The sequence below is a fragment of the Butyricicoccus sp. genome, assembly GCF_050872565.1.
In the GTDB taxonomy this organism is placed as follows: Bacteria; Bacillota; Clostridia; order Oscillospirales; family Butyricicoccaceae; genus Butyricicoccus_A.
In genome coordinates this window covers 1-2,297 of the sequence record NZ_JBNMHC010000353.1, presented here as the reverse complement: position 1 = coordinate 2,297, position 2,297 = coordinate 1, and the positions used below count along the sequence as shown (strand labels likewise).

Below are 2,297 nucleotides of genomic sequence, written 5' to 3'. Positions count from 1 at the left end.
CTCGGCGAACTGCTGAAGCTGTGTGGTGCTCGGTGTCGTGCTGCCGTTGTAATCGCGCAGAATATATAGATAGGGCTGCACGCCGGTACGCTGATAAAAATCCTTCATGCCGCTGGTCAGCTGATTTTTATTGCTGATCCAACCCGCTTCATCGGTATAATAGTCGGTCTCGTTCACGGCACTGGCTGGCAGAGCTTCGCGCTGCACTGTTGATTTCGTAACGGAATCCGATGAACTTCCGCCAAGCGCAACCGCAACAATTCCCAAAGCAAGAACCAACAGAATGACAATCAGACAGCCGATGCCGCAGCCGGAGTTGTTTTGGTTGTTGCGATTGTTGGGCGGGCGATTTCCTCCGCCGCCTCTGCGGTCATTGAGCAGACTGCCGAGAATCATGCCTTCCCAAAAGCCGCTGCTGTGTCCGTGGTATCGCGGCGGTCTGGGTGGCGGACCGCCAAAACCACCCGGTGGCGGGCCACCAAATCCGCCGCCGAAGCCGCCCTGTCCACTGCGTCCGCTGCCGAAACCACCGCCGCTGAAGCCGCCGCTGTCTCGACCGCCTCCGCTAAAACCGCCGCTTCCGCCGAAGCCGCTACCGCCGCCTGCGCCAGATCTTCCCATCTTGCTCTCCTCCCATCTCTCTTTTGTCTCCGTATTTGTATACTTTTATTTAATCATACGGTTTAGCAAAAAGCAAGGAGCAGGGCGGGCTGAGATGTAAATGTTTTGTGAAATGCGAGATTCGCCTTGACAAACTATGTCAAGAATCCTATAATCTAAGCATCACCATTCACCAAATAAGTGAATGGCCAGAAAGGCAGGTGAATACTATGAGTGTACATGCATTATCCAATACAGAAGAGCAGCTGATGAATATTTTCTGGAAGGCAAAGACACCGCTGACCAGCGCGCAGCTGGGTAAGCTGGCATCTGATACCAATTGGAGCAGCAATTATATCCATAAAATGCTGCAATCCCTGCAAAAGAAAGGCTTTGTGACGGTCTGCGGCATGGTGCAGGAAGGTTCTCACTATTCGAGACAATTTGTACCGTGCTTTGACAAAGAGCACTATCTTTCTGATTTTCTGGAGGCACAAGGTGTTACCACAGCATCTTTTGCCAAAATTGCTGTAGCGTTTGTCAAAAAAGCTGCCAAGAAAAAAGAGCACGTGTCCGAACAGGATGCCGCGCTTGTACAAGAGTTGGAAAAGATGATCGAGCAGTACGAAGCAGAAGATACAGGAGATGAATAATATGCACATCAATTCTTTTTCTTTCCTTTCTGCCGTGATATGGAGCAGTCTCTTTATATCTGTCCTCTATCTGCTGCGTCGTATCTTGCCAAAGGCGTATCGCCTCGGCTTGCCGTGGTTTGTCTTGCTGTATTTTTGCAGTATGCTGCGCGGCTTTTTCCCGTTGGAGCTTCCACGGGTTTCGGTTGTCGAAAATTTCTCGTTTTACGCCGTATTTTGTGACTGGCTTCTATATAAAAGAATATGGATTCCCGTGACAATAACTTGGATTCTTGTCTCCTGCGTGTTCTTGTGCCGATATGCACGGCAATATTACTCGGTATTGCACAATATTCGTCAGTACGCAGACCCTTGGGATGCGCACACAGAGCAGCTTTTGCAAGATATGCAGGCGCAAAGCAATCGCAACTTCTATATTGACGGCTATCGTATCAAGAATTTGCATTCTCCGTTTGGTCTCGGTGTATTTCACAAAATCATCGTCTTGCCGGATGAAGCGTATTCCGACGAGCAACTGCAATATATTCTTCTCCATGAGTATACGCATTTTCTGCATCATGATACGCTGCTGAAAACATTGGTTGAGATTTTTTGTATCCTGTTTTGGTGGAACCCAGTCGTCTATCTGTTGAGAAGAGACTTGGAACAAATCGTAGAACTGCGGTGTGATGCTTCGGTTTCTAAGCGGCTCTCAAAACAGCAACGCGCAGAATATTTGCGGACGATACTCTCTACATTAGAACGCGCCTATACACCATATTCTGTGACTGCATTTTCTCATAACGATGAAAATCATGACCTCAAAGAACGATTCAATATGGTTATACGCTGCGGCGATGAAAAACCGCACGTTGTCGCGACAGCATGTTTGCTGCTTCTCTTCTTCCTTTTCTTCCGCATCTCTTATACATTTCAGTTGCAGCCAGCATACAATCCGCCACCGAGCACAGAACCAAATACCGTAGATTTAAATCCGGAACATACCATAATTCAAAAAGAATTTGACGGAACATATCAATTGTATTTAGACGGAGAATGGTTTTT

The 2,297-nt window shown here is 47.8% G+C and carries 2 protein-coding genes and 1 pseudogene; 2 read left to right on the top strand and 1 reads right to left on the bottom strand.

What is annotated here, in order from left to right:
- A pseudogene (locus tag ACR0P9_RS11260) lies at nt 1-621 on the bottom strand (hypothetical protein); the annotation flags it as partial.
- Between the two features lie 209 nt (nt 622-830).
- Between ACR0P9_RS11260 and ACR0P9_RS11255 the strand changes: the two are divergent.
- Nucleotides 831-1,253, top strand: coding sequence for a BlaI/MecI/CopY family transcriptional regulator (locus tag ACR0P9_RS11255; RefSeq protein WP_432620192.1), 423 nt, complete (start codon nt 831-833; stop codon nt 1,251-1,253).
- Nucleotides 1,254-1,506: 253 nt separating this feature from the next.
- Nucleotides 1,507-2,297, top strand: a 791-nt coding sequence (locus ACR0P9_RS11250) for a M56 family metallopeptidase (protein ID WP_432620190.1), incomplete at its 3' end; no start/stop codon positions are given.

What these genes read in the sequence shown, in the direction of transcription:
- ACR0P9_RS11255 (WP_432620192.1), top strand. Translation starts at nt 831, where the DNA reads ATGAGTGTACATGCATTATCCAATACAGAAGAGCAGCTGATGAATATT.